The organism is Pelorhabdus sp. sgz311001 (assembly GCF_055901755.1).
Map to the genome: position 1 here is coordinate 55,473 of NZ_JBVXUT010000007.1, position 16,216 is coordinate 71,688.

The window sequence follows — 16,216 nt, forward strand, 5'->3', positions numbered from 1 at the left end:
TCAAGTCTTATCTTGCAAGGGAATTTGAATTTCTGTCAAATAAAGCGATGGATCATGGGTAATTGATTCATCAATGAGCATTCTTTCGATGGCATCCCCGCTAATCTCGTAAGGCAGTGTAGCGATAAATTGCAATAAAAGATCATAGTAAGCTGCTGCATCTTGGCGACGACCGCGAAAAGCAATACAGGCATAAAGCCCAGCTTTCAAATAGTCAGCCTGCTTCGACTGTTCTGCTGCTTGATCATCGGCGTCGGCGATAATAAAGACAGACCGATACTCGCCATAGTGGCCCTTGATAAAATTATCTTTCGCAACAGCAAAGCCGACTTTGCCAATAAATAAAGACGGATGATCGCCAATCGACTGTTCCAGCTTTCTCAGTGAAAATTCCCAATCCTCGGCGGACCGACTTTCTTCTTCCATACGTAAAATCAAGCGTTGCGGCAATTTACGCAAGAAGGGTACAGCGATCTTTTTATAGTGAAGGGCTGTTTCAATCTCGCTAATCCGGCTAGTGAAGAGATTGTGAACCGACTGGAGGTTGGCAATCATTTTTTCGGTTTCTGCTTGCCGCGCCTTTAATAGCGCTAAAAACTTTTCAATATCCCGGCCTGCTAGATGACGGCGAATCTCCTCAAGCGACAAGCCGAGAAACTTGAGATATTTAATCGTGTGAAGCTGTTCAAACTGCGCAATGGAATAATACCGGTAACCGCTGTCTGCTGCAACAAAGGCTGGCTTAAACAAATCAATCGCGTCATAGTAGCGAAGCGTCCGAATTGGCACACCATGAATTTTGGCCATTTCACCAATAGAATACATATGTTTCATCGTTTGATCACCTGTCTGCTTTCACTAGATGAAGCTTAAAAAAGAAGATTTCCCGCGAATCGCTGAGAAATCTTATCGAAATTAAAGCATGCTATTTAAAAAATCTTGAGTACGTTCTTTTTGGGGATTGCTGAAAATCTCTTCGGGTCTGCCCTGTTCCACAATCTGGCCTTGATCCATAAAAATGACATGATGGGCTATTTCCCGGGCAAAGGCCATTTCATGGGTCACAACAAGCATTGTCATATGTTCATCCGCCAATTGACGCATGGCCTTTAGTACCTCGCCAGTAAGTTCCGGATCTAGCGCTGATGTAGGCTCGTCAAACAGCATGATATCAGGCTTCATTGCTAGCGCTCGCGCAATCGCTACTCGCTGCTTTTGCCCGCCGGACAGGCGCGAGGGGTAATTGTGGCGCTTATCAAATAAGCCGACTTTCCGCAAAAGTTCCTCGGCAATGGGAACAATCTCTTCTTTTTTCATTTTTTTCACAGTGATCGGCGCTTCAATCAAATTATCAAGGACGGTCATATGGGGGAATAAGTTAAACTGCTGAAAGACCATTCCCATTTTGTGACAAATGCGGCGCGCCGCTTCTTCCGGCACATATTGACTGCGCCCGCCTGCGTCCTCTGTCGCTAACATATCGCCTTCAATTTCAATAGAACCGCCGTCAATTGTCTCTAACCGATTCAAACAACGTAGTAGCGTACTTTTCCCCGAACCAGACGGACCGATAATCGCGACAACCTCACCTTGGTTCACTTCTAAATCGATGCCTTTCAATACTTCCTGACCGTTAAAGCTCTTGCGAATATTCTTCATGGCAATCATTTTCATAGCAAGACACCTCTATTCATCATAAGCAGCGTAACGCTGTTCTAATTTTTTAAAGATCCACGTAAGAACTAAAGTCATTGCTAAATAGAACACAGCCGCAACAAAAAAGGGCGTCATATCAAAATCGCGTTGGACAATGGCTCGTGCCGTGCGTAGTAAATCATTCATGGCTAAGATGTAAATGAGTGAAGTATCTTTTACCAGCGTAATCGTTTCATTACTTACCGGCGGCAATACCCGCTGAATCATCTGGGGCAGAACAATTCGTTTCATTGTTTGTACATAATTCATACCGAGGGCCTTACTTGCTTCGTATTGCCCACGATCAATTGACTGAATACCAGCGCGGAAAATTTCCGCAAAGTAAGCCGCGTAATTAAAAACAAAGGCAACAAGCGCCGCCGGAAAATCAGGTAGGCGAATCCCTACATAAGGAATCAGCGGCAAAGCATAGTAGACAAAGAGGAGCTGCAGCATGAGCGGCGTACCGCGCATGAGCCAAATATAAATTTCTACAAGAAAGCTAAGCGGCCGATATTTTGAAATACGGGCAAGCGCTACCAGCAATCCCAAAGGAATTGATAGCACTAAAGTGATAAAAAACATTTGCAGTGTCAGGCCGGCGCCTTCCATCATGGGTTTAATCATGGCAATAAGTGATTCCATTTTTCGTCTCCTTTGTGGAAAATCGGGGAATTTTGAATGAGTTTAAAAGGCAAACAAGAGGCTAATGGTATTATACCATCAGCCTCAACGTGCTTGCCATACACTGTACTTATTTTACGATATCAGCGCCGAACCATTTTTTCGAGATTGTTGCCGACGTACCGTCTTTCTTCATTTCATTCAGTACGGCCTGAACTTTATCGCGCAATTCTTGATCTTCTTTTCTAAAGCCAACGCCATAAGTTCCAATTTCTCCGAGCGGCTGTTCAATCGCGATATATTTGCCGGGTTCTTTCGACATATAATATCTGCCAAGGATTTCATCAGTTACTACTGCATCAAGACGGCCTGTTTTGAGGTCCATGAAAGCAGCGATACAATCAGAATAGGTTTTGAAGTCTTTTAAAGAGCTTTTCAGTTTCTGGTCTTTCGTAACAGCTTCTTCACCGATGCTGGACTGCTGTACGCCAACAACTTTTCCAGCTAAATCAGCCGCACTTTTGATTGGAGAACCTGCCATAACAAAGATCAGCTGTTTGCTATCCATATATGGATCGCTAAATAACATATTCTTCTTTCTTTCTTCGGTAATATTCATACCGTTCCAAAGAGCGTCAATGCGTTTGCCGTTAAGTTCCGCTTCTTTACTGCTCCAGTCAATCGGCTTAAATTCAACTTCAATTCCGAGACGTTTTGCCGCTTCTTTCGCCATATCCACATCGAAACCAACGATATTATTCTTTTCGTCCTTGAAGCCCATTGGCGGAAAACTATCATCCAAACCAATTACAATTTTCTTTAGAGGCGCTTTGGCTGGCGCACCGCCGCAACCAGCGATGAGCAGGCCTGCCATCATAACCGTGAGTACCAGTGCAACTACTTTTTTCATTTAAAATCCCCACCCTGCTATTATCTTTACTTTCTAAGCGTTGATCTTATTTTACTTTAACTCGCTAAAATAAGAAAGTGATAAATTGCAGTAACAGGAGACTTTTTCCCTGAGTTTCCTCTAGTTAGCTCACAAATACTCATTTTTTTGCACTTTTTAAATGACTCAGCGCAACAGCGTCCCGGCAATAACCATTTTTTGAACCTCTGAGGTTCCTTCATAGATTTCCGTAATTTTAGCATCACGGTAAAAGCGCTCCACTTTGTTACCTTTTACATAGCCATAGCCACCTTGAATCTGCACGGCTTTCGCAGCGCATTTTACGGCCGTTTCGGAAGCAAACAGCTTAGCCACGGCTGCTTCTTGCGAAAATGGCTTCCCACTGTCTTTTAGCGCCGCCGCCTGATAAACAAGCAATCTCGCTGCCATAACATCTTTGCCCATATCGGCAATCATCCACTGAATCGCCTGATTAGCCGCTAAAGGACGTCCGAATTGCTGACGTTCTTTCGCATAACGAATCGATTCATCAAGACACCCCTGGGCAATGCCTAGCGCCTGCGCGCCAATGGCAATCCGTCCGCCATCAAGCGTTGCCATAGCAATTTTAAAGCCTTCGCCGATTTTTCCTAACAAGTTTTCTTTGGGTACGCGGCAATTCTGAAATAACAGTTCCGTCGTATGGGAACCGCGAATTCCCATTTTGTCCTCATGCTTACCTACAGCAAAGGGCGATACGGCTTTTTCCACAATGAAGGCGCTAATTCCTTTCGTTCCGGCGCCAGGCCCGGTTTTCGCCATAACAATGACAAGTCCAGCTTTATCACCATTTGTGATGAATGTCTTAGCACCATTAAGAACATAGAAGTCGCCGTCCAGTTCGGCCGTCGTCGTCACAGCCCCGGCATCAGTCCCTGCGCCAGCTTCGGTCAAAGCAAAGGCGCCCAAAGTTTGATACTCGGTCAGAAGCGGTAAAAACTTTTGTTTTTGCGCTTCTGTGCCAAACAGCACAATCGGGGAAGCCGCTAGAGTATGTACCGCTAAAATCACTGCCGTCGAGGCACATTCACGGGAGATTTCCTCGATGGTTAACGCATAACTTACATAGTCGGCGCCGCTGCCGCCATAGGCGCTGTCATAAGGAATCCCCGTCATCTCGAGTTTCGCCAATTTATCCATGGTTTCACTGGGAAAACGGCCATCGCGATCGAGTTCTTCCGCCAAAGGCGCCACTTCCGCTAACGTGAACTCCCGTACAGTACTCTGTAATAATTTGTGCTCTTCTGTAAGCATGAAATCCATATTTTCGCCTCCTATTTTAACATGCCGCTCTGCTACTACACACCTCTGCATCTATGCCATTTCGTAACTATATTGCCGCTACACTGATCATCCGTTCGCTGTCCCTCACTACAGCCACGCCTATTATATATAGCCTTTTTCTTTCAACGCCTGAATCTGTTCCGGCGTATAATGGAGGATTTTTGTTAAAACGGTTTCCGTATCTTGTCCCAACGAAGGCGCACCCCGCCACACTTTACCAGGTGTTTCGCTCAGCTTCGGTATAATACCTAATGCTTTAATGTCTTTTTGCAACGTCTGATCTTTATAATTGATAAAATCGCCTCGATCTAACCAATGGGGATCATCCACAACGTCTTTCGCTGTATTTACTTTGCTGCAAGGAACCTTGTATTTAGCCATCTGCTCTACAACTTCCAGGGCCGTCCTTGCTGCCACCCATTCCGTCAGGTAAGCATCAAGCGCTTTTCCCTTGGGTGATGCTAACGCCTCTGGCGTGGCCGCACATTCTTCATATTTATATTCCTGCGGATCTACGCCAAGAGCTTGAATGAAACGCTTATATACCCCAGCGCCGAAAGCGCCGATCGCCACATAATCATGATTTTTATCTAAGAACAGACCATAAGGCTGAAAAGCTGCTGACTTAGAGCCAGTGCGAGTCCGCACAATATCCGCTTCTGTATAGGAGACAAAAGTATCCGCCATAATACGAGCCTGCGCCTCAAACTGAGCGACATCCACAACTTGTCCCTTGCCAGTTTTCAAGCGATTTACATAGGCAGCAAGCAACCCAAAAACGCAATGCAGACCGGAAATATAATCATTTAGCCACGGTTTGCTTAGCGCTGGCACCGACGGCTCAGCATCCCCGTTTAAATGCATAAAGCCACTATAAGCCTGTCCCATCATATCGTAAGAAGCACGGTCGCACACTTCCGGCAAACCGCCAAATTGAGGCCGACCAAAACCGCTTACATGAACAATAATCAAAGCGGGATTCACACTTAGCAGCTCTTCATCGTTAATTCCATACTTATCAAGCCAAACCATATTCTCCATAAACACGTCAGCTTCTTTAATCAAGCCAAGAAACATTTCTTTCACTTCAGGAATATTCAAGTTAAGTTCCACTGTCATACTCAGTCGGTTACGGGCATCCTGAGCCCAACTCGTACTGACTTGACGGCCTTCATAATTAGCGAAAGGCGGCATAAAACGCCAGGTATCGCCTACATTCGGGCGTTCAATGTGAATTACTTCTGCACCAAAATCAGCTAACAGATTGGCGGCATGAGGCATAGCCACCAGTGAACCAGAAGAAATAATGCGCATACCGGCAAAAGCGCCAAACTCAGGAACAATGTACTCACGTTTACTCATTTGTTAAACCTCCTCTACTTTACTCTCTATCTTTATTTATTCTGCAGCAAAATCAAAATGCCTGTAAGTATTTATAAGAATTTTCCGTCTTTTTAACAAGAAGGGCTACCACACTCATAGAAAAATCCCGCATACGTTGTGATTCCATTCGGCAAAACTCACAAGATATAGGAGCAGTTTTTCTTAATATGATAGCTCTTTATGTTCTGATTTGAAAGCAAATTTATCGGATTACTTCACGACTAATCATAAATTTATCAATGGCTGTTTCATTCACTGCATAGCGAATATCATTCGTTTCATCAGGCACAATCAAAGTACAGCGCGACGTAATATCTACAATAGGCGTTGTAATATCATCCGCAAAATACCGATTGCTTGCGGCAATATCATGAGCTAGAAAAGCAAAGTTTGGCAGACTGGCGAAGGAAATGTTTTGAACGCGGCCAATTCCGAGTTCCGTCATACCGCCCACCCAAATCGGAATGTTATGCTTCTGGCACAAATCATGAATCTTAATGGATTCATGGAGTCCGCCGCAACGGCTTGATTTAATATTAATGATTTTGCAACTGCCTAGTTGAATCGCTTTGCGGGCCGTTTCGACCGAAACAATACTTTCATCAAGGCAAATTGGCGTTTGAATCGCTTTTTGCAAGACAGCATGATCGACAATGTCATCTTCCCCTAAAGGTTGTTCAATATACTGCAAATTAAATTCATCCATAGCTTTAAACAGTTCTATATCATCTAATGTATAGTCTGAGTTTGCGTCCACAGTAAGCGTAATGTCCGGATAGTGACGACGAACTTCTCTAAGCACCTCAATATCCTTACCTGGCTTAATCTTGATCTTGGTCCGATGATAGCCTTCGGCAAGATATTTTTCAATCTTTTTCAGCAGCTCCGTTGTTGTCGCCTCAATGCCGAGACTAACGCCGACCTTGACTTCTGTCTGCGTACCGCCAAGTAGCGTTTTTAACGACTTTCCTTCACGCTGGGCGTAAATTTCCCAAAGCGCATTTTCGACGGCTGCTTTCGCTAAACGATTTCCCACAATAAAAGAGACCTTAGCCATAAAATCGGCTGGATCCACAATGTCTTTATGTAAAATCACTGGCGCAATCATATTTTTGATGATGTGAAAACAAGTTCCGTTATCTTCCGGATTATACAAGGGGCCATAAAAAGCCTTACATTCCCCATAGCCGATGAGATCTTCTGAGTAGATCTTGATGAGCAACGCATCTCTTTCTTCAAAGCGGGTAAAGCTCGTTTCAAAGGGATGAATAAAGGGAACTTTTACGCGAATTATATCAATACGGTCAATAATCATAACATGCAGCCTCTCCCTTAAATGAAATTTAATAAAGCTCGATCCATTTTTATGTTACTTTTTACAATTTTATTATATGATTAAAAAATTCGACTTAAAATAGACTCTATTTTGTCTCAAACCCGACAAAAATAAAAAACCCAGAAAACTCCTTTGAGTCTTCTGGATTTTTCACCCATTATAAATTGAAATACCCCATCACTTGATGTAATACGTTAACACCTAGCCGATTACTTTGCGGACCACATCAATGATGGTTCCATCACGATACTCTACCAGAGCTACTACTTCATCACTTGTAGCAATTTTTTTTGGCGTACCGGCAATTTCTTCGGCCAAGTCTTTAAGTTCTTCAATGGAATAAACGGGCAGCCCTTTTTCCAATAAAGCGGCTTTAATCTCTGGTCTACGAGGATTTACAGCAATACCTTGTTCCGTCACAAGTAAATCAACCGTTTCTCCCGGCGTCGTAACCGTCATAATTTGATCACGTACAATCGGTAACCGACTGCGCAGTAAATTAGCCACAATAACGGTCAAGCCAGCACCAGCTGCCGCGTCACTATGACCGCCAGAGCCCCCCATAATCATGCCATTCGATCCGGTTGTCACATTCACGTTAAAATGAACATCAATTTCTGTGGCCCCTAATACGACACAATCTAGTTGATTGACCACGCAGCCCTTAGTATGGGGATTCGCATAATAGCTCGCGCTAATCTCTCTATGGTGAGGATTTACTTTTAAAGAGTCAATCGCCCGTTGGTCAAAACATTGTACATCGTAAATTCGTTCGAACAGCCCAGCGTCCAAAAGATCCACTAAATAGCCTGTAATTCCGCCCATAATAAAACTGCCTCGCAGCGACAATCGCTCCATCTTTTGCCGCAAATAATGTGCTACAGCAAGCGAAGCGCCGCCGGCGCCAGTTTGAAAAGAAAAACCCGGTTGCAACACCCCAGCCGCCTCAATCGCATCAGCAGCCAAAGCAGCGATCCGCAATCCTACGGGATCGCGCGTAATCTTGGTCGTACCAGAAACAATGCCGCTAGGATTGCCAATTTCCTGAAGAACTAAAATATAATCAACCTGCGTCATGGGAATAGAAAAATCCGCTAACGGCATTTCTACCAAATGATCGGTTACAGCAACAACAGTATCAGCATATTCAGCGTCAACCATGGCATATCCGAGCGAACCACATGCCGCTAGTCCATCTTTGCCGGAAATATTACCAAACCGATCCACTAGGGGTGCGGCAATAAAGGCAATATCGATTTTTAGACTACCTTCTTCAATCGCCCGCGGACGACCGCCATGGCTCCGCATAATTACAGGCGTCGACAAGTAGCCGCGGCTTACCGCTTCCGCTACAGGCCCATTCATATAATTTGTATCAATTGCTGTAATTGTACCGTCTTTTATTAGCGCCACAAGTGGTTCATGACAGGGAAAAATACTACTAAGGGCAATCTTTAAATTTTTAAGACCCATTTTTTGAGCGGCAGCCATTATGGTATTCACTACATAATCGCCATTGCGAAAATGATGATGGAAGGAAAAAGTCATACCATCTTTTGCCTGCAATTTTTGCAATAAAGCCTCGGCTGATTCCACAAGTTTCTGCTGTTTTGGCGAAAAACTGACGAGTCGCCGCGTTGCACCTTGCAGCGTCTGATTCCATTTGACCCCTTGAAAAGCTGTAACAGGACCCCAACCTTCGATATAGTCAGGCAACTCTCTGCCATCTACTGTTTTCATAGAAACCTCCTCAAATAAGCCTAGCTGACTTGGCAATATCAAGTAATCGTGTTGCCCGTAGCATAATTGGCAAATCGATCATTTTATTATCTAGCGATACAGCACCTAGACCGCGGGCTTTTCCCGCCTCTAAAGCTTCGACGACTCGCTGCGCCCAAATAATTTCTTGCTGCGAAGGCGTAAATACTGCTTGGATTGCCGCAACCTGCCGTGGATTAATTGCCAGTTTCGCCGTAAATCCCATTTGCTTAGCTAACATAGTATCAGCAATTAAACCTGGTTCATCATTTACATCTGTAAAGGGAGTATCAATCGCCTGTACGCCAGCAGCATAGGCAGCCGTCACAAGTGCCGCACGGGCATAGGCAATTTCAGCGCCTGCTTTTGTCCTTGTTGCATTAATTCCCGCTGTAAAATCTTCCGCGCCCAGAGCTAACGCCTTTACCCGAGAATTTGCCTTGGCAATAGCAAGAGCATTGCTAAGGCCTAGTGGTGTTTCAATCAAGGCAAAGAGAGAAATTTCTTTGTTCAGTTGATGCTCTTGCTCCAAGCGAGAAAGTTCTTGGCTCACTAACTCAATATCGCGAGCTTCCTGCACTTTAGGCAATAAAATCGCGTCAGGTGCAGCTGGGACAATTACAGGAAGATCCTCTTTAGCGTACGTTTCCAAAGGATTAATGCGAACAACGACTTCCGTATGGCCGAATTTGACTCTTTTTAATGCATTGGCTGTTAAAAACCGAGCAGCATCTTTTTCCGTAGGCGCTACAGCATCTTCTAAATCTAAAATCACCGTATCACTGCCTAGAATCCCGGCATTTTGCAACATATTAGGGTTACTCCCCGGAATAAACAGCAACGTGCGTCTCAACATATTCTTCACTCCTTTGAAGCGCGAAACAGCGCTGTCTGCAAGCGGCTCTCTAGCACATAGTCCAGCGCGCCACGATCTTGAATAAACACCCTAATGTCAGTTACTTTTGCCTGCTGTAAAAACTTTTTCACGGTCGCTTCGATTTGATCGCCATATTGGGCCTGCACGATACTTTGAATTTCGATAATAGTACCACTATTAGGTGACTCAGGCTGAATTTGAACCATGACATCACTTGATTCCAACGTGCCCGCCTGGGCAGTTCTCAATAAATTCATAACGATCCTCCTACTGAATCATTTTCAAAAGAACACACGCGCCAATTACGGTACAACCGCCGCCTAACCGCGTCGATACTTGGGCAAAAGGCATAAGCGACATCCGATTGGCACTGGAAAGAATCGCTACGTCGCCAGTTCCTCCCAGACCGCTATGGCAGGCTGTTACAATCGCAGTTTCAATTGGGTACATATTCATCATTTTGCCAACGAAAAATCCAGAAGATACCATCGTAATCACAGTTGCCACAATCGTAATCACATAAGCTGGCGAAACAGCAGCCACAACATCTTGCCACGGCGTGTAAAGTACACCAACGCCCACTAAAAGCGCCCAGGTTAGCGAGGAAGCTACAAACCGATACAAATGATAGGCGCCTTGCTCCATCGAAGCAGGCATAATACCAATCGCTTTAATAATAGCAGCCGAGAAAATCATAACAATCGGCCCAGGAATATCAATAAACTTATTTACTAATCCGCCAAACACAAAGAAGGTAGTTGCTAAAAGCAGTCCTGCTCCCATTAAAGCAAAGTCAACAGGCTTTTCTTCGGACTGAGCCTTACGCAAAAACTCATCATTTCCTGTTTTAACAAGCATTCCTTCGCCGGAGAATTCCGGTCGTTTTTGGCTTAAACGCTTTAATAATCCCGCCAGAATAATTGCACAAAGGTTACCAAGCATTGCCGCAGGCATAAGCTGCGGAATCAGCTGTGTATTAGACACATTAAGTATCTCAGCATATCCCACGGACAGCGGCAACACACCTTCACCGACACCGCCAGCAAATACAGGAATAATAACAAAAAACAAGGCCTTATAGGCGCCAAGACCCGTAATCGTGCCAACGGCAACCCCAACAAGAGATGCACAAATGGTTCCCACCAACAGCGGTACAAACATCTTCAAAAAACCTTGAATCAAAACAACGCGAAGCATCCCAAGAATACTGCCTGTAACTAAGCAAGAAATATAGAAATACAAAAAGTTAGAACCTTTCATAAATGCTGTAATTGCTTTTAATGAGGCCGGATCAAGCAGTTTATAAAAAACCATAATACTAGGAACAAACACGGATAGAATAGCCGGTCCGCCAATATCGCGCAAAATTGGAACTTTTAACCCAATATCGCCAAGGAGCATTCCCATAACAACCATGACGGCAATCCCGCCAATCATATCGGCAGGCAATTTACCATAATGAGCCCCGGCAAAAATAATCGCTACGACCACCAGGTAGATTGGCAGCGGCATTGGCCCCACTTTATATTTTGTAAATACATTTACGTCCTTTTCGGACATAAAAATCACCTCCGTTTTTATCATAAACGGAGGCGGCCTTTTTCTGTCTATTTTGGAAATTTCGAATATAATTTAGTTCATATTGTTCACAGCTGCATATTTGCAGACAGGCCGTCCGACACTGCCATAAGAAAAGTCTTTTTGTACTTCGTCTCTACTTACGAGATACTCCAAATAGCGACGGGCAGTAATACGAGAAACGCCCAATAAGGCGCCTGCTTCCTCGGCCGTAAAAGGCTCTGTCAGCTGCCCCACCAGTTCTCGTACATGCTCTAAAGTAACTTTATCTAGTCCTTTGGGCATTTCCGGTTCGGTCGGACGATGCAAAAGATAGCGATCAATCGCTTTTTGATCCAGCTCTTCAGTTTTGATAATCCGCCGTCGGCTTTGGTATGTTTCAATTGCTTCACAAACACGAGTATACTCAAAAGGCTTCACTAAATAGTCAACCGCCCCTAACCGCAGCGCTTCTTGAATATGCAAGGAGTCACGGGAAGCGGTAACTACAATCACATCAGTCTTCGCATTATTTTTCCGTAATATCGATAAAAATTGCAATCCATTGGTATCAGGCATATAAATATCAAGCAAAATTAAATCAATCTTTTTACACTGAAGAACTTGCAACGCTTCTTTAACAGATGCCGCCAAAGTAATTGATAAAATCCCTCGCAACTTCATCAGATACCGACGGTTTAACTCTGCCACCATGGGATCATCTTCTACAATCAATACATGAATATCAGACATTATTTACCTCCCAAGTGGACTGTAAAAACACAGCCAAAATCCGTATTGGCAAATTCTAAAACGCCATTATACTTTTTTACAATCTCATCAACTAAAAAGAGGCCCACGCCGCGTTGTCCCCCCTTTGTAGAAAAACCCCAATCAAAAATCCGCTGAGAAACATCAGCTTCAATTCCCTGGCCCGAATCGCAGATTTCTAGCATAAATTCAGTCTCATCACCTTGCAAAAACAAATGAACTTCCCGCTTATCCTGAAACCGTACCGCTTCAATGGCGTTATCAAGCAAGTTTCCTAATATGGTAATTAACTCAGCGTTCACTAAGCAAGTTTTCTCCGCTAGCGTAGATTCTGGATCAATGCAAAGACTTGTTCCCGCCTCGCGCATCGTGGAAAACTTAGCAATGAGTAGTCCAGCAACAGCAGGATTTTTAATGCGAGATATAACAAATTCCGCTTCTGTTTCGGCATGTGATACGATCGAGCGAATATAATCAGTCGCTTCGCTATAACATTCTAGTTTTACCAACCCCCAAACCACATGAAGTTTATTCATAAATTCATGAGCCTGCGCCCGTAAAGCTTCCGTATAGGTGCGAATTCCCGTCAATTCATCAGCCAGTTCTTTCATTTCTGTTATATCGCGAAATGTAGCAACAGCGCCAACCACTTGCCCGCGAACAAGAATTGGAATCCGATTTGTAACAATTCGCTTGCCCTGTAAATCTTGTACTTGGTTATATTCAGGACACCCTGTCTTAATGACCTCATTAAGCCGTGTATTTGGTACAAGCTCTTCTACTGGTTTTCCTAAATAATCGCCTGCGCCTAATAGCTGCAGGCTAGCTTTATTAACTAGGGTAATCAAACCCTCGCGATTAATGGCAATAACGCCTTCCTTAATCCCTTGTAAAACAGCATTCCGTTCTTCTAGTATTTTGGCAATCTGCTCTGGCTCAAGGCCAAATAAGCCTTGTTTAATATTGCGTGCTAAAAAATAGGAACCGATCGCCCCAATCAACAGGCCAAAAATCATTACTGCAAAAACAAATTTACGACTTTGCCAAACTGCCGCTTGCAAATTTTCCATCAAGACACCAACAACGACTCCGCCAATAATCTGCCCATTTTGGCTATGAATGGGCGTAAACGCCCGCAAAGATTCGCCAAAAGTACCAACACTATGAGAAAAATATTCCTGCCCCTGCAAGGCCATACCTTCATCACCGCCTTGAATGGGTTGGCCAACTAATTCTGCCACAGGATGAGAAAACCGAAAGCCCTGCGTATCGAAAATAACAATATATGTCGATCCAGTTGTCGTACGAATCCGTTCTGCCATTTCCTGAACACTTTGCCGATCGCCTAGCTCCATCGCTTCGATAATTGCTTGATTGTTCGCAACCGAACGAGCCACGTTCATACTACTGTTCCCGAGATTTTCTTTAATTGTCCCTTCTATATAATTGGACATGCCAACAGCAGTCACAACTAAAGAAATCGCTACAACAAATGAAACTAGCAGAATAATTTTGGTGGTTAATCGCATGATAAGCTCCTTATACAGGTAGAATTACAGTGAAATTTAAGTCCAAAAAAGCTCTTACCGCCCCTTTAGGGGGACAATGAGAGCTTCTTACGATTGGACTTCCTGCGGTTGAAATTCTTCAAGATGCTCCGCGCCAAAGCGATGCATCATGGAAAGAATCGAAAGAAACTTCTCGCCTTCTTCCGTCAGGCTATATTCTACTTTTGGCGGAACAACAGGATATACTTTTCGATGAATCAAATGATCCTGCTCTAAGCTTTTTAGCTGCCTTGCCAGCACTTTTTGTGTAACTTGCGGTAATTTCCGCTGTAAATCGCTAAATCGCAAGGTACTATAGCCTAAGTACCATAAAATAAGAATCTTCCATTTTCCTGCCAACATATTCTGCACAATGATCATAGGACACTCATCATATTTGGCGCATTTATCGCGCATGAAACATTCTTCATGGCGGCTTTTTTCAGTCATCATCTAAAGCCCCTCGCTTTTCATAGTGACATTTTAGTCACTATATGACAATAAAGTGCGTTCTTGTGAAAACCCTTTTTCTCCCTTACTATAATAACATACTCATAAAAAATACGCACTTGTTACCAAAGAGCGTATGAATCGGCTTTATTATTTACTTTGAGGGGGCGTTTTACATGACTATGATTCAACCAGATAAACATTATGACCTTTTTATTGACGGACAATGGACCAAAGGCAGCGTTGGTAAAACCTTTACTTCGGTCAACCCTTCAAACGGCGAGCCACTAGCTACCTGTATCGACGCCACAAAAGAAGACGTAGATCAGGCTGTGACCGCCGCCTGGAAAGCTTTTAAAACTTGGAAAGATGTCAGCCCGCAAGACCGTTCCAGAATGCTATTAAAAATTGCTGATCTCATTGACGCCAATGCTGAACGGCTGGCGATCATTGAAACTCTCGATAACGGCAAACCGATTCGTGAAACCCAAAATGCCGATGTACCGCTTAGTTCCGATCACTTCCGGTATTTTGCCAGCGCCATTCGTACCGAAGAAGGCGAAGCTGTTCTGATTGATAAAAACAATCTCAGCCTAGTTCTGCGCGAGCCTATTGGTGTTGTCGGGCAGATTATCCCCTGGAATTTCCCCCTGCTTATGGCAGCATGGAAAATTGCTCCGGCCTTGGCGGCTGGAAACTGCATCGTTATCAAACCTTCCTCCAGTACTTCACTCAGTCTTCTGGAATTAACGAAACTACTGGCACAAGTATTGCCGCCAGGTGTTATAAATGTCATTACAGGTAAAGGCTCCGTGTCAGGCAATTATATTTTAGAGCATGAAGGCTTCAGCAAGCTGGCCTTTACTGGCTCTACTGAGGTAGGCTATACCGTATCAGAGGCAGCAGCTAAACGACTGATTCCTGCCACACTCGAATTAGGCGGAAAGTCAGCTAATATTTTCTTTGCCGACGCCCCTTGGGAAAAAGCGATTGAAGGCTTCCAGATGGGCATTCTCTTTAACCAAGGGCAGGTTTGCTGCGCTGGATCCCGCGCCTTTGTCCAGGAAGAAATCTACGATAAATTTGTCGCAGCGGCTATTGAAGCTTTCTCAAAAGTCAAAGTAGGCCTTCCTTGGGAAAAAGACACGCAAATGGGCGCTCTCGTAAATCCCGGACAGCTCAAAAAAGTTCTCGGCTACGTAGATATTGGCAAAGCCGAGGGTGCTAAAGTGGCGTTCGGCGGTGAAAAGATTACGAGCCCTGAACTGGAAAAGGGATCCTTTATTCAGCCAACCATTCTGACTGATGTGAATAATAGTATGCGCATCGCCCAAGAAGAAATCTTTGGCCCTGTCATCTCAATCATCAAATTTAAAGATGAAGCAGAAGTGATTCGCTTGGCCAATGACAGTGACTATGGCCTTGGCGGCGCTGTTTGGACCAAAGATATCAACCGGGCCTTCCGCGTTGCCCGTGCTGTAGAAACAGGCCGGATTTGGGTCAATACCTACAATAATCTGCCTGCCCATGCGCCGTTTGGCGGTTATAAAAAATCAGGCATTGGCCGTGAAACGCACAAAATGATGCTTGATCACTATAGCCAAAAGAAAAATATTTTCATCAACTTATCAGACAGCAAAATGGGCCTTTACTAAAAGACCTTAGCAAAGTCTATAAAAAGTAAACCGAAGCAGCGCTTCTCGCTATTGAGAAACGCTGCTTTTTTTATAAACAATTTTCTCGCTTTAACCAGCTTTGCAAGTGGTCAATAAATTTTTTAGCAGCTGTCGAAAGTCGCTTTGCTGAGAGAAACCAAAAACCTTACGAGCAGTTTTTGCTACAAAGTATGATCATCCTTTGCTCGGTACTGCTGATCAGCCGACAAGAAAAATTAACATAATAACAGTTTCGCATGTTAAAAACGCTAAAAAATTTACAAAATAGCAGGGATACAAGAAGAAATAGAGTATTAATGGATAGAAAAC

General features: G+C 44.0%; 15 protein-coding genes. 1 reads left to right on the forward strand and 14 read right to left on the reverse strand.

Features of this window, described 5'->3' with window-relative positions:
- The 14 genes from AC0MXB_RS16250 to AC0MXB_RS16315 all read right to left on the reverse strand — a co-directional run bounded on the left by AC0MXB_RS16250 (window position 1) and on the right by AC0MXB_RS16315 (window position 14,234).
- A complete protein-coding gene (locus AC0MXB_RS16250; protein ID WP_474040775.1) occupies window positions 1–834 on the reverse strand; it encodes a MerR family transcriptional regulator in 834 nt (277 codons plus the stop codon).
- Between the two features lie 81 nt (window positions 835–915).
- On the reverse strand, window positions 916–1,674 hold the full coding sequence (locus AC0MXB_RS16255) for an amino acid ABC transporter ATP-binding protein (RefSeq protein WP_474040776.1): 759 nt from the start codon (window positions 1,672–1,674) through the stop codon (window positions 916–918).
- Window positions 1,675–1,686: 12 nt separating this feature from the next.
- Window positions 1,687–2,340 carry an amino acid ABC transporter permease gene (locus AC0MXB_RS16260; RefSeq protein WP_474040777.1) on the reverse strand — a complete coding sequence of 218 codons (654 nt, stop codon included), beginning with the start codon at window positions 2,338–2,340 and terminating at the stop codon, window positions 1,687–1,689.
- A gap of 109 nt (window positions 2,341–2,449) precedes the next feature.
- Entirely contained in the window at window positions 2,450–3,229 is a 780-nt protein-coding gene (locus tag AC0MXB_RS16265) for an amino acid ABC transporter substrate-binding protein (RefSeq protein ID WP_474040778.1), read from the reverse strand.
- 165 nt (window positions 3,230–3,394) lie between these two features.
- Complete coding sequence (locus AC0MXB_RS16270) at window positions 3,395–4,531, reverse strand: acyl-CoA dehydrogenase (RefSeq protein ID WP_474040779.1); 1,137 nt, start codon at window positions 4,529–4,531, stop codon at window positions 3,395–3,397.
- A gap of 123 nt (window positions 4,532–4,654) precedes the next feature.
- The gene (locus AC0MXB_RS16275) at window positions 4,655–5,914 is read right to left on the reverse strand and encodes a CaiB/BaiF CoA transferase family protein (protein WP_474040780.1); all 1,260 of its coding nucleotides are present in this window, start codon (window positions 5,912–5,914) and stop codon (window positions 4,655–4,657) included.
- 223 nt (window positions 5,915–6,137) lie between these two features.
- Window positions 6,138–7,250 carry an o-succinylbenzoate synthase gene (menC, locus tag AC0MXB_RS16280; protein ID WP_474040781.1) on the reverse strand — a complete coding sequence of 371 codons (1,113 nt, stop codon included), beginning with the start codon at window positions 7,248–7,250 and terminating at the stop codon, window positions 6,138–6,140.
- Window positions 7,251–7,472: 222 nt separating this feature from the next.
- Window positions 7,473–9,011 (reverse strand): citrate lyase subunit alpha, encoded by a 1,539-nt coding sequence (gene citF / locus AC0MXB_RS16285; protein WP_474040782.1) that lies wholly within the window; start codon window positions 9,009–9,011, stop codon window positions 7,473–7,475.
- 10 nt (window positions 9,012–9,021) lie between these two features.
- The gene (locus AC0MXB_RS16290; protein ID WP_474040783.1) at window positions 9,022–9,885 is read right to left on the reverse strand and encodes an HpcH/HpaI aldolase/citrate lyase family protein; all 864 of its coding nucleotides are present in this window, start codon (window positions 9,883–9,885) and stop codon (window positions 9,022–9,024) included.
- A gap of 5 nt (window positions 9,886–9,890) precedes the next feature.
- Window positions 9,891–10,163 (reverse strand): citrate lyase acyl carrier protein, encoded by a 273-nt coding sequence (citD, locus tag AC0MXB_RS16295; protein WP_474040784.1) that lies wholly within the window; start codon window positions 10,161–10,163, stop codon window positions 9,891–9,893.
- Between the two features lie 10 nt (window positions 10,164–10,173).
- The gene (locus AC0MXB_RS16300) at window positions 10,174–11,466 is read right to left on the reverse strand and encodes a 2-hydroxycarboxylate transporter family protein (RefSeq protein WP_474040785.1); all 1,293 of its coding nucleotides are present in this window, start codon (window positions 11,464–11,466) and stop codon (window positions 10,174–10,176) included.
- 72 nt (window positions 11,467–11,538) lie between these two features.
- Entirely contained in the window at window positions 11,539–12,216 is a 678-nt protein-coding gene (locus AC0MXB_RS16305; RefSeq protein WP_474040786.1) for a response regulator, read from the reverse strand.
- Entirely contained in the window at window positions 12,216–13,763 is a 1,548-nt protein-coding gene (dcuS, locus tag AC0MXB_RS16310; protein ID WP_474040787.1) for a DcuS/MalK family sensor histidine kinase, read from the reverse strand. The genes AC0MXB_RS16305 and dcuS overlap by 1 nt, the downstream gene beginning before the upstream one ends.
- 87 nt (window positions 13,764–13,850) lie before the next feature.
- Window positions 13,851–14,234: a winged helix-turn-helix transcriptional regulator gene (locus AC0MXB_RS16315; protein ID WP_474040788.1), complete on the reverse strand. Its 384-nt coding sequence runs from the start codon at window positions 14,232–14,234 to the stop codon at window positions 13,851–13,853.
- A gap of 173 nt (window positions 14,235–14,407) precedes the next feature.
- On the opposite strand from AC0MXB_RS16315, the gene AC0MXB_RS16320 reads away from it, so the two are divergent.
- On the forward strand, window positions 14,408–15,886 hold the full coding sequence (locus AC0MXB_RS16320; RefSeq protein WP_474040789.1) for an aldehyde dehydrogenase family protein: 1,479 nt from the start codon (window positions 14,408–14,410) through the stop codon (window positions 15,884–15,886).
- Window positions 15,887–16,216 lie beyond the last annotated feature (330 nt).

Excerpts from the sequence above, each read along its gene's own strand:
- AC0MXB_RS16255 (WP_474040776.1), bottom strand. The coding sequence starts at position 1,674 with ATGAAAATGATTGCCATGAAGAATATTCGCAAGAGCTTTAACGGTCAG.
- AC0MXB_RS16300 (WP_474040785.1), bottom strand. The coding sequence starts at position 11,466 with ATGTCCGAAAAGGACGTAAATGTATTTACAAAATATAAAGTGGGGCCA.
- AC0MXB_RS16315 (WP_474040788.1), bottom strand. The coding sequence starts at position 14,234 with ATGATGACTGAAAAAAGCCGCCATGAAGAATGTTTCATGCGCGATAAA.
- AC0MXB_RS16270 (WP_474040779.1), bottom strand. The coding sequence starts at position 4,531 with ATGGATTTCATGCTTACAGAAGAGCACAAATTATTACAGAGTACTGTA.
- AC0MXB_RS16260 (WP_474040777.1), bottom strand. The coding sequence starts at position 2,340 with ATGGAATCACTTATTGCCATGATTAAACCCATGATGGAAGGCGCCGGC.
- AC0MXB_RS16250 (WP_474040775.1), bottom strand. The coding sequence starts at position 834 with ATGAAACATATGTATTCTATTGGTGAAATGGCCAAAATTCATGGTGTG.
- AC0MXB_RS16265 (WP_474040778.1), bottom strand. The coding sequence starts at position 3,229 with ATGAAAAAAGTAGTTGCACTGGTACTCACGGTTATGATGGCAGGCCTG.
- AC0MXB_RS16305 (WP_474040786.1), bottom strand. The coding sequence starts at position 12,216 with ATGTCTGATATTCATGTATTGATTGTAGAAGATGATCCCATGGTGGCA.
- menC (WP_474040781.1), bottom strand. The coding sequence starts at position 7,250 with ATGATTATTGACCGTATTGATATAATTCGCGTAAAAGTTCCCTTTATT.
- AC0MXB_RS16320 (WP_474040789.1), top strand. The coding sequence starts at position 14,408 with ATGACTATGATTCAACCAGATAAACATTATGACCTTTTTATTGACGGA.
- dcuS (WP_474040787.1), bottom strand. The coding sequence starts at position 13,763 with ATGCGATTAACCACCAAAATTATTCTGCTAGTTTCATTTGTTGTAGCG.
- citF (WP_474040782.1), bottom strand. The coding sequence starts at position 9,011 with ATGAAAACAGTAGATGGCAGAGAGTTGCCTGACTATATCGAAGGTTGG.
- citD (WP_474040784.1), bottom strand. The coding sequence starts at position 10,163 with ATGAATTTATTGAGAACTGCCCAGGCGGGCACGTTGGAATCAAGTGAT.
- AC0MXB_RS16290 (WP_474040783.1), bottom strand. The coding sequence starts at position 9,885 with ATGTTGAGACGCACGTTGCTGTTTATTCCGGGGAGTAACCCTAATATG.
- AC0MXB_RS16275 (WP_474040780.1), bottom strand. The coding sequence starts at position 5,914 with ATGAGTAAACGTGAGTACATTGTTCCTGAGTTTGGCGCTTTTGCCGGT.